Here is a 15,824-nt window from a genome sequence, read left to right on the forward strand (position 1 = left end):
GGACGTGGTCGGTTACAGGGTGTCGAGAGCTTTCTTCAGGGCGCTGCGCTGGAAGATCAGCTTCCAGCGACGTCCGCCTTGCTGGTGCCAGAGCAGGGCAAAGCGAACGCCCGCCAGCAGGCAGGCCCGCACGCGTTCCGGCATCATGCGGCTCTGCAGCAGGGAAGGATCGCCCTGGACGACGATGCGCGTCTTGAGGGTGGAGAGGGTTTGCTGGTAGGCCTCGCCGAGGCTGGCGATGATATTCTCGTGGGTTTCGCCGAAATGCTCGGCCTGGGCCTGGGCGCGCGTCAAGCGCTGCCCGAGATCATCCATCATGGCGTTGTTGCCGCGCAGCTTGCTCATCAACATCAGCAGCGAGAAACCGTAGCGCATCACCACCGGATTGGCCTGGCGGCGTCCGAGTACGCCTTCGAGCGTGTCGAGCCCCTGGCGAAGGTTGTTGGGGTGGCCGCCGTAGATGGACTCGAAATCCTTGGGATTGGTGTCCAGGGTGGCGTGGATCAGGGTGTCCCAGGCGCGCTGGTCGACTTGCCCGGTGCGGGCCAGCTCGTCGACCAGGCTGGCGGCCTGGAAGACGCCGGCCAGTGCCAGTGCCTGGCGGCCCGCTGAGGTTTCAGGGGCCGGGTGGATCGGCGTGGATGCGGTCATGCGGCAGCCTCGGTGGCATTCCAGATGGCACGGATCACACCGCCGCCGAGGCAGGTGTCACCGTCATAGAGCACGAGCGATTGCCCCGGGGTCACGGCTCGCTGGGGCTCATCGAAATGCACCTCGACCCCGCCGTCTTCGGTGACCCGCATGGTGCAGGGCACGTCGGCCTGGCGATAACGGGTCTTGGCGCGATAGCGGCCTTCTCGCGCCGGAGGCGCGCCGGCCACCCAGTCCATGGCCTCGGTGGCCAGGCTGTCGGTGTAGAGCAGGGGATGATGCTTGCCCTGCACCACGGTGAGCACGTTGCGCTCCAGATCCTTGCCGGCCACGTACCAGGGCGCATCGGGGTAGTTGGCGAGGCCGCCGATGCCCAGGCCCTGGCGTTGGCCCAAGGTATAGTACATCAGGCCCATGTGCTCGCCGATGACGTCTCCCTCCGGGGTCTCGATGGTGCCCGGCTGGGCGGGGAGATACTGGCTGAGGAAGTCGCGGAAGCGTCGCTCGCCGATGAAGCAGATGCCGGTGGAGTCCTTCTTGCGCGCCGTTGCCAGGCCATGGCGCTCGGCGATGTCACGGACTTCGCTCTTCTCCAGCTCACCTACCGGGAAGAGGCTGCGGGCGATGGCCGATTCGGGCACGGCGTGCAGGAAGTAGCTCTGGTCCTTGTTGGCATCTAGCCCCTTGAGCAGCCGCGCTCGGCCGTTGTGCTCGGCACGGCGCACGTAGTGGCCGGTGGCGATCCAGTCGGCGCCGAGCAGTTCGGCGTACTCGAGGAATACCTTGAACTTGATCTCGCGGTTGCAAAGGATGTCCGGATTCGGCGTACGTCCGGCCTTGTACTCGGCGAGGAAGTGCTCGAAGACGTTGTCCCAGTACTCGGCGGCGAAGTTGGCGGTGTGCAGGTGGATGCCGAGTTTGGCGCACACGGCCTCGGCATCCGCCAGGTCTTCCTTGGCGGTGCAGTATTCGGTGCCGTCGTCCTCGTCCCAGTTCTTCATGAACAGGCCCTCGACATCAAAGCCCTGCTCGAGCAGTAGCTGGGCGGAAACGGAGGAATCGACGCCGCCGGACATGCCGACGATGACCTTGCCCTTGGTGGCTGTCATGGTGCTCTCGGATTGAGTGGGTCGCAAATGGGGAAAGATTATACCTGACAAGAGAGGGAAGCTCGAAGAGCCGGGCTCCGCCCGGAGCTTGAGGTCATAAGCTTGAAGCTGGAAGAAAGACCTTGACCCGATGATGGTGGGGCTCATGCTGTCCTTCCAGCTTCCAGCTCCGCGCGAAGCGCGGCTAGCGCTCGTGAATCGTGTCCATGGGGTAGAAGCGTTCGGCGATGGCGTCGCGGATGCGCCTCATGACCAAGGGGCTTCGCATGCGCCCTTCGCGCTCCAGGGTTTCGAGTTCCTCCAGCGAGAGCCAGTGTACCGCCCGGATGGCCGGGTCGAGCTCGTTGCCGAGGTGGGCAAGCGCCATGCCATGGAAAGCGTGGCTGTGGAAGGTCTTGCCATCGGGCGCCTGATAGACGTACAGCCCCAGGTAGTCGGTGATGCCCACCTGCCAGGCGGTTTCCTCGCGCAACTCGCGCAGGGCGGCGTCACGGATGCGTTCGCCGGGTTCAAGATGCCCGGCGGGCTGGTTGAAAAGGGGATGCGGGCCGCCCCGATCCTCTTCGACCATCAGATAGCAGCCGGCGCGTTCCACCACGGTGGCCACGCTGACGAAGGGTTGCCAGCGGTTCATTTTTGCCTCCTCGTGGATGTGCGGCGCCGTGGGGCGCGACGTGGAGCATTGAGCGTCTCGCAGCGCCATTGTCCCGGCGCCAGGTCGTCGAGAGACCAGGGACCGATGGCGGTCCGCACCAGCCGTAGTGTGGGGTGGCCGACATGGGCCGTCATGCGGCGGACCTGACGATTGCGTCCTTCGGTGATGATGAGCTCCAGCCATTGGGTGACGGGGTGGCGACGCGGGTCCACCGGCGGTTGACGTGCGGGCAGGGCGACATGGTCCAGTCGGCGCACCCGGGCGGGTCGGGTCGGGCCGTCCTTGAGCTCGATACCCCCGCGCAGCGCCGCAAGGGCGGCGTCATCCGGCTGGCCTTCGACCTGGACCCAGTAGGTCTTGGGCTGCTTGTGTTTCGGGTGACTGATGCGGTGGATCAGGTCGCCGTCGTCGGATAACAGTAGCAGGCCTTCGGAGTCGTGATCGAGCCGGCCGGCCGGATAGATGCCCGGCACGTCGAGATAGTCGGCCAGGGTGGCGCGACGCCGGCCCGCGGCATCTCCGCGGTCGGTGAACTGCGAGAGGACGTGGTAGGGCTTGTGGAAGAGATATAGGCGGCTCATGAGGGTATCTTACCGGTCGCAACGTCGGGATGGCAGGGATCGTCTCCGATCGGGTTCATGCGTTGGCGACGGCGGGCTGATATACTGCGCCTCGCTCGCCGGAGCGCCCTCGTCGCTTTTCTGGATCTGGCGTGACCAGCCCCGAGGGATGGCCGATGCCGCGTCGTGACTGTTGTGCCGGGCTGTTCTCACCGTGGTCCCTCTGTCTTCCAGACATCGTGAGCGAGCGCTACCGATCCCGTTTCATGCACCGCAGTGATCAGAGAGATCTACGCCAACATGTCAAAAACGCCGAAGATTATCTATACGCTCACCGACGAAGCGCCGGCCCTGGCGACTCATTCCCTGCTGCCGATCATCGACGCTTACACCGATTCGGCTGGCATCACCGTCGAGACCCGCGATATCTCCCTGGCCGGGCGTATCCTCTCGCAGTTTCCCGACCGCCTCTCCGAATCGCAAAAACTGAGCGATCATCTGGCCGAACTGGGCGAGCTGGCCAAGACGCCGGAAGCCAACATCATCAAGTTGCCCAATATCAGCGCTTCCGTGCCGCAGCTCAAGGCGGCCATCAAGGAGCTGCAGGGCCAGGGGTATCCGCTGCCCGACTACCCTGACGAGCCGAGCAACGACGACGAGCGCGACGTCAAGGCGCGCTACGATCGCGTCAAGGGCAGTGCGGTCAACCCGGTGCTGCGCGAGGGCAACAGCGACCGTCGCGCGCCGCGTTCGGTCAAGAACTATGCTCGCAAGTATCCGCACCGCATGGGCGAGTGGCAGGCCGACTCGCGCTCTCACGTTGCCCACATGAGCGAGGGCGACTTCTACGGCAGCGAGAAGTCTGCCTGCATTGCCGCCGAGGGCGCGGTCAAGATCGAGCTGATCGGTCAGGACGGCAGCACCACCGTGCTCAAGGAGAAGACCCCCGTGCTGGCCGGTGAGGTCATCGACGGTGCGGTCATGAGCCGCAAGGCGTTGAGCGCCTTCGTCGCCGAGCAGATTGCCGATGCCCGAGAACAGGATGTGCTGTTTTCCCTGCATCTCAAGGCGACCATGATGAAGGTCTCCGACCCGATCATGTTCGGCATGGTGGTCAGCGAGTTCTACCGCGACGTGCTGGAGAAGCACGCCGAGGCGCTGGATGAGGTCGGCTTCGATCCCAACAACGGCATCGGCGATCTCTATGCCACCATCGCCAAGCTGCCGGCCGACAAGCAGGCCGATATCGAGGCCGATATCGAGGCGCTCTACGCCGAGCGGCCGCGTCTGGCCATGGTCGATTCCTACAAGGGCATCACCAACCTGCATGTGCCGAGCGACGTGATCATCGATGCCTCCATGCCGGCGATGATCCGGGATTCCGGCAAGATGTGGGGTGCCGACGATGCCCTGCATGATGCCAAGGCGGTGATCCCCGACCGTAGCTATGCGGGCATCTACCAGGCCGTCATCGATGACTGCAAGCAGCATGGCGCCTTCGATCCGACCACCATGGGCAGCGTATCCAACGTCGGTCTGATGGCCCAGAAGGCCGAAGAGTACGGCTCCCACGACAAGACTTTCCAGATTCCTGCCGACGGCACCGTGCGCGTCACCGATGCGGCCGGCGAGGTGCTGTTCGAGCACCAGGTCGAGCAGGACGATATCTGGCGCATGTGCCAGACCAAGGACGCGCCGATCAGGGACTGGGTCAAGCTGGCCGTGACGCGCGCCCGCGAGAGCGGCACGCCGGCGGTGTTCTGGCTGGATGCCCAGCGCGCCCACGACGCCCAGTTGATCGAGAAGGTCGAGACCTATCTCCAGGATCACGACACCAGTGGTCTGGATATTCGCATCATGGCGCCGATGGAGGCGATGCAGTTCTCGCTCGAGCGCATTCGCAAGGGCGAGGACACCATCTCGGTGACCGGCAACGTGCTGCGGGACTACCTGACCGACCTGTTCCCGATCATGGAACTGGGCACCAGCGCCAAGATGCTCTCCATCGTGCCGCTGATGAACGGCGGCGGCCTGTTCGAGACAGGGGCTGGCGGCAGCGCGCCCAAGCATGTCCAGCAGCTCCTCGAGGAGAACCACCTGCGTTGGGATTCCCTGGGCGAGTTCCTGGCGCTGGCGGCCTCCCTGGAGCACCTGGGCAAGACCTTCGACAATGCCCGTGCCAGGGTGATGGCCAAGGCACTGGACGAGGCCAACGGCAAGTTCCTCGACAGCAACAAGTCGCCGTCGCGCAAGGTCGGCGAGCTGGATAACCGTGGTAGTCACTTCTACCTGGCCATGTACTGGGCCGAAGCGCTTGCCGCCCAGGACGAGGACGCCGAGCTCAAGGCACTGTTCGGCAAGCTCGCCGGGGAACTGAGCGCCAAGGAAGCGGTCATCGTCGAAGAGCTCAACGGTGTGCAGGGGCAGCCGGTGGATATCGGCGGCTACTATCATGCCGACAGCGAGCTGGCGGATGCCGTCATGCGCCCCAGCCAGACCCTCAATGCCGCTCTGGAGCTGGTGGCCAAGCGCTGAGCGCTTCCCCGGTTCCATGGCGCCGAGGCGTCCCGGCCCCGTCTGGTTCAAGGGCGGGGCCGTTGCGTTGAGGGACGCTTGGCGCGATAGCAGACAACGATGATGAACCCGCGTGCGCCGACGACGTCCAATACTCGTCGAAGGGCGTCAATGACGGCTTGTCGAGAAGCAAAGTGGTGCTTATGTTCAAAAGAGAGGAGGGAAGGATGGCGGATCGTCTAGCGCCATATCGTGCCGGGATGACACGGCCGCCGGCGCCTGATGAAGAAGGCGACGGTGATGTGGCGGTACAGTCGTCCGAGCCGGAGCTGGCGCATCCGCCGATGTACAAGGTGGTCTTGCATAATGACGACTTCACCCCAATGGAGTTTGTTGTCGAGGTGCTGCAAACCTTCTTCCACATGGACAGCGAGACCGCGGTTCAGGTCATGCTGGCGGTACATACCCAGGGCAAGGCCACCTGTGGCATCTTTACCCGGGATATCGCGGAAACCAAAAGCCACCAAGTCAATCAATATGCACGAGAGTGCCAGCATCCGTTGCTGTGCGACATCGAGGCGGCGGACGATTGAGCATCGGCATGGTCCAAGGGCGTATGGCGACGTAGCGTTGGTGAGATGACTTGCAACGCTGCCGTTTGTGCCCGATGTTGATGATGCCGGACCGAGAAAGATCCGACGCAAGCCCTAAGCGGCGAGAAGGGGACTGCCATGCTGAGCAAAGAACTTGAACTGACCCTCAACACGGCCTTTACCGTAGCGCGATCCAAGCGTCACGAGTTCATGACCGTGGAGCACCTGCTGCTGGCTCTGCTGGACAACGCCTCCGCGGCGGATGTTCTCAAGGCCTGTGGGGCCAATATCGACAAGCTGCGGTCCGACCTGCAGGATTTCATCAATTCCACCACGCCGCTGATCCCCGAGGACCAGGGGGATCGCGAGACGCAGCCGACGCTGGGCTTCCAGCGCGTGCTGCAGCGTGCCGTCTTCCATGTGCAGTCCTCCGGCAAGAGCGAGGTCACCGGTGCCAATGTGCTGGTGGCGATCTTCTCCGAGCAGGAGAGCCAGGCGGTCTATTTCCTCAAGCAGCAGAATGTGGCCCGGGTGGATGCCGTTAACTACATCGCCCATGGCATTTCCAAGATCTCCGGTCACGACGAGAATGCCTCATCGTCGCCGTCGCCCGATGCCGAAGAGGCCGAGGAGGCTGGCGGCGAGACGAGCAGCAATCCGCTGACCGGCTACGCCACCAACCTCAACGAGCAGGCGCGCATCGGCAAGATCGATCCCTTGATCGGTCGCGACCATGAGCTCGAGCGAGTCGTGCAGATCCTGGCGCGTCGTCGCAAGAACAATCCCCTGCTGGTGGGCGAGGCTGGTGTCGGCAAGACGGCCATTGCCGAGGGGCTGGCCAAGCGTATCGTCGAGGAGGACGTGCCCGACGTGATCGGCGATGCCGTTGTGTATGCCCTCGACATGGGCGCCTTGCTCGCCGGCACCAAGTACCGGGGCGATTTCGAGAAGCGCCTCAAGGGGCTGCTGGCCGAATTGCGCAAGCAACCCAACTCGATCCTGTTCATCGACGAGATTCATACGGTGATCGGCGCCGGTGCGGCCTCTGGTGGCGTGATGGATGCCTCCAACCTGCTCAAGCCGCTGCTTTCCTCGGGAGAGCTGCGTTGCATCGGTTCCACCACCTTCCAGGAGTTCCGGGGCATCTTCGAGAAGGATCGGGCGCTGGCGCGCCGTTTCCAGAAGGTCGATGTGATGGCGCCTTCGGTGGACGACACCGTCCGCATCCTCAAGGGGCTGCGGTCGCGCTTCGAGGAACACCACCAGCTCAAGTACACCGATGAGGCGCTCGAGACAGCCGCGAGGCTGGCGGATCGCTACATCAACGATCGCTTCCTGCCGGACAAGGCCATCGACGTCATCGACGAGGCGGGTGCACATCAGCGCCTGCTGCCGCCGGAAGTGAGGGTCGACTGCATCGACGTGGATCAGGTCGAGGCCGTGGTGGCTTCCATCGCCCGTATCCCGCCGAAGAGCGTGTCCAGCTCGGATCGCAAGCTGCTCGAGAATCTCGACCGCGATCTCAAGATGCTGGTGTTCGGTCAGGACGAGGCGATCGATAGCCTGTCCGCGGCGATCAAGCTGTCACGTGCCGGACTCAAGTCGCCGGACAAGCCGGTGGGCAGTTTCCTGTTCGCCGGTCCGACCGGGGTCGGCAAGACCGAGGTGGCCCGACAGCTGTCGCATATCATGGGTATCGATCTCGTGCGTTTCGACATGTCGGAGTACATGGAGCGCCATACGGTGTCGCGGTTGATCGGGGCGCCGCCGGGATACGTCGGCTACGACCAGGGTGGGCTGTTGACCGAGGCGATCACCAAGCAGCCGCATTGCGTGCTGCTGCTCGACGAGATCGAGAAGGCGCATCCCGAGGTCTTCAACCTGCTCCTGCAGGTCATGGATCATGGCAAGCTGACCGACAACAACGGCCGTGAGGCGGACTTCCGCCATGTAATCCTGATCATGACATCGAATGCCGGGGTCGAGCTGGCCACGCGCCGCTCCATCGGCTTCCAGACCCAGGATCACTCGACCGATGCCATGGAGGAGATCCGCAAGACCTTCTCGCCGGAGTTCCGCAACCGCCTGGATGGCATCATTCAGTTCCACTCCCTGCCCACCGAGGTGGTGCGCAATGTGGTGGACAAGTTCCTGGTCGAGTTGCAGGCCCAGCTGGACGAGAAGCGCGTGCAGCTCGAAGTGGACGAGGCGGCTCGGGATTGGCTGGCCGAACGCGGCTACGATCCGGACATGGGGGCGCGTCCGATGGCTCGCCTGATCCAGGAGAAGCTCAAGAAGCCATTGGCCGAGTTGATCCTGTTCGGGGAACTGGCCGAGCATGGCGGCGTGGTGCATGTCAGCGTCGAGGACGGCGAGTTGCACCTGGCCTCGGAATCGGAGCTGGCCGACGCGCCCTGAGGCGGCGCGTCAAGCGCTCCCGTGAACCCACGCCCTGTCTTCGGACGGGGCGTCGTTCGTTTCCGGGACGACATCGAGGGCCGGCGGGAAGCCGCGAGGGCAGTAACCTGTGCTTCCTTAGCGGGAACGGTAGACGATACGCCCCTTGGAAAGGTCATAGGGAGTCAGCTCGACCTTGACCTTGTCGCCGGTCAGGATGCGGATATAGTTCTTGCGCATCTTGCCCGAGATATGAGCGGTCACGACGTGGCCGTTCTCGAGTTCGACCCGGAACATGGTGTTGGGAAGGGTATCGACGACGACGCCTTCCATTTCGATATGGTCTTCGCGTGCCATATAGGCGATTCCTCGCTGGTGATGACGAACAACAAAGCGGCACGATATACGACGGAAAGCCGTCTGTGCCGATAAGGATAGCGCGATATTGTGCCGCATGCCGGCCGTCAAGGCAAAAGGTAGGACGGCTCAATCGAGGATCAGGCGTCGCCATTGACGACCATCGAGTCGTTCCAGGGGGCGAAAGTTCTGCTTGTAGGACATCTTGCGGCATTCCTGGATCCAGTATCCCAGGTAGACGTGGGGTAGACCCAGGTGTCGGGCGCGCTCGACCAGGCTGAGGACCGCGTAGGTACCGAGCGAGCGGCGTTCGAACTGGCTGGCCGGATCGAAGAAGGTATAGATCGCCGACAGCCCGTGCTCGAGCTGGTCGAAGGCGGAGACCGCGAGCAATCGATCGCCCAGCCGCAACTCGAGCAGCTTGGCGTAGTCCTGGTCCAGGGTCAGGAAGGTGCGGTATTGCTCGTAGCTAGGCGGATACATGTCGCCGTCGCTGTGCCGGGTGCGAATGTAGTGGGCATAGAGCGAATAGTGCTCGGCATCGAAGGCGGCGGGACGCACGTGTTCGCTCAGATCGGCGTTGCGATGCATGAGCTTGCGCTGGGTGCGACTCGGCGAGAAGTCGTTTACCGGAATGCGGACCGAGACACAGGCGTTGCATCCCTCGCAATGGGGGCGGTAGAGGTGATGGCCGCTACGCCGGAACCCCATCAGTGTCAGGGCATCATAGACGCCCACCCCCGGAGACTGCTGAGGATCGAGAAACAAGGTGGTCGCCTCGCGCCCCTCCAGATAGCTGCAGGAATGCGGCACGGTCAGGAAGAACCGCAGGTCGCGTATCGGCTGCCGGGGAGTATTACTGCTCAAGGCTGCCGTCTCCTCTCGTCCGTGGCTCCGTCATGATAGCCTCGCCGAGCCGTGTGAACGACCAGGTCGGCGGGGCGATGGCATTCGACGCCAGCAGGTGCTCGCCATCCGGCATGTCACCCAGCCACTGTTCAAGATAGCCGATGAATTCGGCCCGGGCGATGTCCCGGGCGCCGAGACTGGCCAGATGGGCGGTGTGCATCTGGCAGTCGATGAGGCGTCCGCCATCGCGGGCCATGGCCCGTGCCAGCGCCACCAGGGCGATCTTGGAGGCATCGGTCGCGCGCGAGAACATCGACTCGCCAAAGAAGACGGGCCCCAGCGCAATGCCATAGAGTCCGCCGACGAGAGCGCCATCGCGCCAGACTTCCACCGAATGCGCCGCCCCGAGATCGTGAAGTCGGCCGTAGGCCGTGCGCATTTCATCGGTGATCCAGGTGCCTGGCTGATCGCGGCGCGGTGCGGCACAGGCGCTGACGACGGCATCGAAGGCGGTATCGGCGGTGACGTGGAACCCGCCGTTGCGCAGACGCTTGGCCAAGCTGCGACGTACCCGGATCTCGCCGGGCAAGAGTACCATGCGGGGGTCCGGGCTCCACCATAGAACGGGTTGCCCCTCGCTGTACCAGGGGAAGATGCCGCGTCGATAGGCGGTGAGCAGCCAGGCCGGACTCAGGTCGCCACCCGCGGCCAGCAGACCGCCGGGGTCGTCCAGGGCCGTATCGACAGGCGGAAAACGGATGGGGTGCTCGGGCAGCCAGGAGAGCATGCGGAATCTTTCCTTGTGTCGGGGAGGATAGTGTGACGGGCAGCAGGGCGGCACTCAAGTCGTCGAGGCCCCTGTGACGGTGCGCCCAGGCTCGGTATGATTGGCCTTTGTAGAATCTGGAAGACGCCATGTGGCGCAAGGGGATGGCCGCTTGACTGCCAAGAAGAAGTCCGCGCCGCACGGTCGTGCGGCGAATGCCAAGGAAACGGCCAGACGCTTCGGCCTGCGGCTGCAGGGATCGGCCCGCGAGGGTGTGGTGATCCTGCTGCTGGCGGCCTGCGTGTTTCTGCTGCTGGCCTTGTTCAGTTTCGATGCCGGCGACCCCGGGTGGTCGCGAAGTGGCCCGGAGACGGAAGTCGCCAACTGGATGGGGGCCTTCGGCGCCTGGCTGGCCGATGTGCTGTACTCGCTGTTCGGGGCCAGCGCCCTGTGGTGGCCCGCCATGCTCGGGTTTGCCGCCTGGTGGTTGATACGTTCGCGACAGGTGGATTTCGAATGGGATGCCACCCTGCTGGCGGTGCGGTGTGGCGGGCTGGTGCTGTTGCTGCTGGGAACCACCACACTGGGCGCCTTGCACTTCTATCGCCCCGACAGTCCCTTGCCCTATGCAGCAGGGGGTATCCTCGGCGAAGGCCTGGTCGGCGCTCTGCTGCCCATGCTGGGCAGCGGCGGGACCTCGTTGCTCGCGTTGGCCGCCATGCTATGCGGGGTGCCCCTGTTCACGGGCCTGTCCTGGCTGACCATCATGGATGAGCTGGGGCTGCGTGCCATGGCGCTGTGGCGCTGGGCATCGAGCCGTTTTGCCCTGCAGCGCGAGGCGAGCGATACCGAAAAAGCTGCATCGGAGCCGCGGCACGGCAGTCGCCAGCGATCGGCGTTATCCGAGGATGATGCGACAGAGAAGGACGCGGAAGAGAAGGGCGCGGAAAAGAAAGCGGAAGACGAGAGCGAGCCGCTGCGTGGCGCTTGGTGGCGGCGTCTCGTGCCTGGGTTCGACAGCGGCGAGTCGCCGGTTCTGGAAGGGGCGGGGCGTCGCGATCCCGGCTTCGGCAATGATGGTAGAACCGAGATTCCCTGGGAGGTGCCCGACCGCACGCCTTCGGCCAAGCGCCCCGAGGCGGCCTATACCGCTCAGGCTTCCTGGGAGCCCAAGGAGCCGACGATCTCCCTGACGCCGGCAAGTGCCGAGCCATCGCGCCCCACGGCCGAGCGTGAATCGAGCGAACCTTCGGCTCCCCGAGCCTCGGCCTTCGTCGCGCCGCCGTCCTCGGCCAGGGAAAGCACCCCGACGGATACCAAGGCCTCGGACGTCTCGACGTCGAGCGAATCTCCGTCGCTGCGCGAGCCTCGGACGCCACACCGGGTGCCGGAAACCGTTCCCGAGCCGATCCTGCCGGATGATGACGAGATTCCGCCATCCTTCCATGGCACGTCTACTGCATCGGCGCCCGCGCCGTCGTCCGAAAGCGAGTCCGGCGTCGATGACACGGCATCGAGCGCGCTGGATGAAGCACCGCAGGAGCCGTCCGGGTCCGTGTCGACCGGTGCGCCTGACAGTGATGTCCGAGAGGGCGGAGGCAGCGATGTTCGTGACTCTGGGGGCGGTGATATCCGCGCCTCCGGAAACAGCGAGCCCCGGATGACCGAGGCCGCCGAGGCTCCGTCGGTGTCGATGCCGGAGGAGGGCGCCACGCCGCCCGCGTCATCCGGCGACAGCGGCGATGAGACGCCACAAGTCGCTACGGCCGACCAGGCGCGCGAGGCCGCCGACGAGCAGGGGCCGGCCCTCTGGACCGTGGAGCACCTGCAGAGCCAGCGACCCTCCTTCGAGGAGTTTTCCGAGCCGGATGGCGAGCTGCCGAGCTTGCGCGTGCTGACGCCACCGGAGCCGCATCAGCCCAACTACACCGACGAGCAGCTGGCCGAGATGGCCGAACTGCTCGAGACCCGGCTACGCGAGTATGGGGTCAAGGCCGAGGTGGTCGATACCTGGCCGGGACCGGTGATCACACGGTTCGAAATCAAGCCGGCGGCAGGGGTCAAGGTCTCCAAGATCAGCAACCTGGCCAAGGACCTGGCACGCTCGCTGATGGTCAAGAGCGTACGCGTGGTGGAGGTGATTCCGGGGCGGCCCACCGTGGGCATCGAGATTCCCAACCCCCATCGCGCCATGATCCGCCTGCGTGAAGTGATCGATTCCGACCGCTATCAGCACGAAGCCTCGGCGCTGACCGTGGCGCTCGGACAGGACATCGGCGGTGCTGCCGTGGTCGCCAATCTCGGCAAGATGCCGCACCTGCTGGTGGCCGGGACCACCGGGTCGGGCAAGTCGGTGGGGGTCAATGCCATGTTGATCTCCATGCTGCTCAAGGCCCGGCCGGACGAGGTCCGCATGATCATGGTCGATCCCAAGATGCTGGAGCTGTCGGTCTATGACGGCATCCCGCACCTGCTGGCGCCGGTGGTCACCGACATGAAAGAGGCGGCCAATGCACTGCGCTGGTGCGTGGCCGAGATGGAGCGCCGCTACAAGCTGATGGCCGCCATGGGGGTGCGCAACATCGCCGGCTTCAACGAGAAACTCGATGAGGCCGAGCGTGCCGGGGCCCAGGTCGCCGATCCGCTGTGGGAGCCGCAGCCCTGGGAGATGCATCAGGCGCCGCCGGTGCTCGAGAAGTTGCCCTACATCGTGGTGGTGATCGACGAATTCGCCGACATGTTCATGATCGTCGGCAAGAAGGTCGAGGAGTTGATCGCCCGCCTGGCCCAGAAGGCCAGGGCTGCCGGCATTCACCTGATCCTGGCGACCCAGCGGCCGTCGGTGGATGTGGTAACCGGCCTTATCAAGGCCAACATCCCCACCCGCATGGCCTTCCAGGTCTCCTCACGGGTCGATTCGCGCACCATCCTCGACCAGGGCGGTGCCGAGAACCTGCTGGGGCACGGCGACATGCTCTACCTGCCCGCCGGGGCCGGCATGCCGACCCGAGTGCATGGTGCCTTTGTCGATGATGACGAGGTGCACCGTGTGGTCGAAGACTGGAAGCGGCGGGGCGAGCCGGAGTACATCGACGAGATCCTGTCCGGAGGCGTGTCCGCCGATGCCCTGGCCGGCCTCGAGGCCGAGGGCAGCGGCGATGGCGACGATGCCGAGCAGGACGCTCTCTACGATGAGGCGGTACAGTTCGTCACCGAGAGCCGGCGCGCCTCGATCTCGGCGGTACAGCGGCGTTTCAAGATCGGCTACAACCGGGCCGCACGGCTGGTCGAGGCCATGGAGTCGGCTGGCGTGGTCTCGACCATGGGCACCAATGGGGCCCGCGAGGTGCTGGCACCACCGCCTGTCGGCGACTGACGACCATCGTGCAACCACCATGCAAGTTCGGGCGGGGACGCAACTCGCCCGGATCGTTGGGGTCCGAACGAGACAGGACGCCACCACGGACCCGTTCAGGGAGATGACGACATGACAGTGAAGAAGAGCCTCGCCGCCGGTGCCTTGCTGGCCCTGACACCACTCTCGGCGATGGCCGATGACGGAGCCGAGCGGCTGACGCACATGCTCGAGCCGGTCAAGACCTATGTGGCCGATTTCGACCAGGAGATTCTCGACAGTGGCGGGCAGCGCCTCCAGGAGGCCAGTGGCCGGATGTGGCTGGCACGCCCGGGGCACTTCCGTTGGGAAGTGGATGCACCCTACGAGCAGGTCGTGGTGTCGAATGGCGAGGAGGTCACGCTTTACGACCCTGACCTGCAACAGGCCACGGTACAGGCGCTCGACGAGCGCGTGACCCATACGCCGGCGCTGCTGCTATCCGGCAGTACCGATGAGTTGACCGAGAGCTACGAAGTGACCCGTTCGCAGCAGGGCACGGCGGAGACCTTCACGCTGACGCCACGCGAAGCCGACACCCTGTTCGAGTCCTTGAAGCTGACCTTCTATGGCGAGATCCTCGGTCGCTTGCAGATGACCGACAGCACGGGGCAGCGCACTGCCATCGAGTTCGATGATGCACAACAGAACGTGGAGGTGGACGATTCCCGCTTCACGCTCGAGTTGCCATCGGGAACGGATGTGATTCGCGAATCGCCCTGAGGGAAGGGCCTCCTGGCCCCGTTCGTCTCATGGCATCATCGCCCCCGCCGGTCATCCGGTGGGGGCGATGTCGTTCTCGACGCGGCTTCAGGCGGGACGAGGAGCGTGAAGGCGCTGACGTCCCAGGCGGCGGTGAACGGCCAGTGCCGAGGCGAGCAGGAGCATGCCGAACAACGCCAAGGCCGACGCATGTCCGAGCCGGTCCACCAGGGCGCCGGTCGCCACGACCGGCAGACTGAAGCCGATATAGGCCATCAGGAAGAACCCGGCGCTGGCACGAGGTTGCTGGTTCTCGGTGGCATCGAGAACGCCGCTCAACCCGCCCAGATAGATGAAACCATAGCAGGCACTGCTGGCGGCCAGGGCGCCGACCAGAACGCTGCCGAGGCTGCCTGCGAGTGCTCCCCAGGCAATCAGTGCGTAGGCAGATGGCAGGATGAGCAGGCCTAGCCGAACGGAGGTCACGGATGTCAGGCGTCTCGCCAGTGGCTGGAACAGTACACCCCCGCTGCAAATACCCAGGGTCACGAATCCGGACCAGTCGGACAGGCCATGCCGGGCGAGGGTATCGGGAAGAATGGCGATGACCAGACCCACGGTCGCCCAGGCCAGCAGAATCGACAGGCCGAACGGCAGGCTGCCCTGTGGATAGGCGGGGAGGCGCAGCATCGGGACGCTGCGGGAAGCCTCGCTTGTCTGGTCATCGAGGCCCAGCAAAAGGAGCAGGGCGAGGCCCGACATGGCCAGAGACAGCCACAGGCTGGGAGGCGTCAGGCTTGGCTCGTGCAGCAGGAAGGCGCTGGTCATGGCCGCGCCCCAGCCGAAGCCCAGGGAAGTGCTGGCCGTGACCCAGTTCGTCGGGCGCCGGCTGTCCGTGGCGCCGAACAGCGACAGCATGTAGGCGGGTGCCGATATCGAGGTCAGGGCGGCGGCGATCCCCATCAACAGGCGAGCCAGGCCGAGGCTGACGACGCCCGGTGCGATCAGGGTCAAGGCGGTGGCGGCGCCGCACAGGCTGAGCGCGGTCACGATCAAGGCCCGTCGGCCCACGCGATCCGGAAGGCCGCCGAGCAGGATCAATACGGGCAGGATACCGGCCACGTAGGCGGCAAAGGCGAGTGAAGTGGCGGTGACACCGAGCCCGTCATGGGCGGCCAGGGCCGTATAATAGGGCGCCTGGAGATTGACGGCGGTGGTGATCGTGAAAAGGGCAAAAGCGAGTCGCAAGGCATCGAGAGCGCGCATGAGAGATTCCA

The 15,824-nt window shown here is 64.8% G+C and carries 13 protein-coding genes; 5 read left to right on the top strand and 8 right to left on the bottom strand.

What is annotated here, in order from left to right:
* Positions 1–12: 12 nt before the first annotated feature.
* The 4 genes from hflD to HSDC_RS01445 all read right to left on the bottom strand — a co-directional run bounded on the left by hflD (position 13) and on the right by HSDC_RS01445 (position 2,996).
* Entirely contained in the window at positions 13–651 is a 639-nt protein-coding gene (hflD, locus tag HSDC_RS01430; RefSeq protein ID WP_064698141.1) for a high frequency lysogenization protein HflD, read from the bottom strand.
* Positions 648–1,760 carry a tRNA 2-thiouridine(34) synthase MnmA gene (gene mnmA / locus HSDC_RS01435; RefSeq protein ID WP_064698142.1) on the bottom strand — a complete coding sequence of 371 codons (1,113 nt, stop codon included), beginning with the start codon at positions 1,758–1,760 and terminating at the stop codon, positions 648–650. The genes hflD and mnmA overlap by 4 nt, the downstream gene beginning before the upstream one ends.
* 184 nt (positions 1,761–1,944) lie before the next feature.
* Positions 1,945–2,394 carry an NUDIX domain-containing protein gene (locus HSDC_RS01440; protein WP_064698143.1) on the bottom strand — a complete coding sequence of 150 codons (450 nt, stop codon included), beginning with the start codon at positions 2,392–2,394 and terminating at the stop codon, positions 1,945–1,947.
* The gene (locus HSDC_RS01445) at positions 2,391–2,996 is read right to left on the bottom strand and encodes a pseudouridine synthase (RefSeq protein ID WP_064698144.1); all 606 of its coding nucleotides are present in this window, start codon (positions 2,994–2,996) and stop codon (positions 2,391–2,393) included. Before HSDC_RS01445 ends, HSDC_RS01440 begins: the two co-directional genes overlap by 4 nt.
* Positions 2,997–3,275: 279 nt before the next feature.
* Between HSDC_RS01445 and HSDC_RS01450 the strand changes: the two genes are divergently transcribed.
* The 3 genes from HSDC_RS01450 to clpA all read left to right on the top strand — a co-directional run bounded on the left by HSDC_RS01450 (position 3,276) and on the right by clpA (position 8,500).
* A complete protein-coding gene (locus HSDC_RS01450) occupies positions 3,276–5,510 on the top strand; it encodes an NADP-dependent isocitrate dehydrogenase (protein WP_064698618.1) in 2,235 nt (744 codons plus the stop codon).
* 206 nt (positions 5,511–5,716) lie between these two features.
* Positions 5,717–6,082, top strand: coding sequence for an ATP-dependent Clp protease adapter ClpS (gene clpS / locus HSDC_RS01455; protein ID WP_064698145.1), 366 nt, complete (start codon positions 5,717–5,719; stop codon positions 6,080–6,082).
* A 138-nt stretch (positions 6,083–6,220) separates the two neighbouring features.
* Positions 6,221–8,500, top strand: a complete 2,280-nt coding sequence (gene clpA / locus HSDC_RS01460; RefSeq protein WP_064698146.1) for an ATP-dependent Clp protease ATP-binding subunit ClpA — start codon at positions 6,221–6,223, stop codon at positions 8,498–8,500.
* Between the two features lie 117 nt (positions 8,501–8,617).
* Here clpA and infA read toward each other — a convergent pair whose 3' ends face one another.
* The 3 genes from infA to aat form a co-directional block, all read right to left on the bottom strand.
* Positions 8,618–8,836, bottom strand: coding sequence for a translation initiation factor IF-1 (gene infA, locus HSDC_RS01465; protein ID WP_013332816.1), 219 nt, complete (start codon positions 8,834–8,836; stop codon positions 8,618–8,620).
* Between the two features lie 129 nt (positions 8,837–8,965).
* Positions 8,966–9,703, bottom strand: a complete 738-nt coding sequence (locus HSDC_RS01470) for an arginyltransferase (RefSeq protein WP_064698147.1) — start codon at positions 9,701–9,703, stop codon at positions 8,966–8,968.
* The gene (gene aat / locus HSDC_RS01475; protein WP_064698148.1) at positions 9,693–10,472 is read right to left on the bottom strand and encodes a leucyl/phenylalanyl-tRNA--protein transferase; all 780 of its coding nucleotides are present in this window, start codon (positions 10,470–10,472) and stop codon (positions 9,693–9,695) included. The genes HSDC_RS01470 and aat overlap by 11 nt, the downstream gene beginning before the upstream one ends.
* A gap of 151 nt (positions 10,473–10,623) precedes the next feature.
* Between aat and HSDC_RS01480 the strand changes: the two genes are divergently transcribed.
* Positions 10,624–13,827 carry a DNA translocase FtsK gene (locus HSDC_RS01480; protein ID WP_064698619.1) on the top strand — a complete coding sequence of 1,068 codons (3,204 nt, stop codon included), beginning with the start codon at positions 10,624–10,626 and terminating at the stop codon, positions 13,825–13,827.
* A gap of 111 nt (positions 13,828–13,938) precedes the next feature.
* Positions 13,939–14,568 carry an outer membrane lipoprotein periplasmic chaperone LolA gene (gene lolA / locus HSDC_RS01485; RefSeq protein ID WP_064698149.1) on the top strand — a complete coding sequence of 210 codons (630 nt, stop codon included), beginning with the start codon at positions 13,939–13,941 and terminating at the stop codon, positions 14,566–14,568.
* Positions 14,569–14,655: 87 nt separating this feature from the next.
* Here lolA and HSDC_RS01490 read toward each other — a convergent pair whose 3' ends face one another.
* A complete protein-coding gene (locus HSDC_RS01490; protein ID WP_064698150.1) occupies positions 14,656–15,813 on the bottom strand; it encodes an MFS transporter in 1,158 nt (385 codons plus the stop codon).
* Positions 15,814–15,824 lie beyond the last annotated feature (11 nt).

Source organism: Halomonas caseinilytica (assembly GCF_001662285.1).
GTDB classification, from domain to species: Bacteria; Pseudomonadota; Gammaproteobacteria; order Pseudomonadales; family Halomonadaceae; genus Halomonas; species Halomonas caseinilytica.